The following is a 266-nucleotide window of genomic DNA, read 5'->3' as shown; positions in this document are numbered from 1 at the left end:
CGCGATGGCATTGAGGTTGCCCAGGGTCATGCCCGCCATGAAGAACACCCCCGTCACCCAGACGAAATAGGCCCAGAAATGCAGTGCCTCGGGCCAGCCCACGACACTCACGGACAGGAACACGCCCGAGACCGCGATCTGCCCGGTCAGCACCCCGCGCACCATGCGCCGCATGCCCAGCCGCACCACCAGCCGCGAATTGATGTAGCTGGCGCTCGACGCCAGAAGGGCGATCACCGCGAACCACAGATGGAAGGTCTCCGCCT

Annotated in this window: 1 pseudogene; it reads right to left on the bottom strand. The window is 65.4% G+C overall.

Annotated features, from left to right (window positions below):
• Window positions 1-266: pseudogene (locus E0702_RS17655) on the bottom strand (multidrug effflux MFS transporter); the annotation flags it as partial.

The organism is Halomonas marinisediminis (genome assembly GCF_004347715.1).
Taxonomy (GTDB): Bacteria; Pseudomonadota; Gammaproteobacteria; order Pseudomonadales; family Halomonadaceae; genus Halomonas; species Halomonas icarae.
This window is presented reverse-complemented; position numbering and strand designations above follow the sequence as displayed.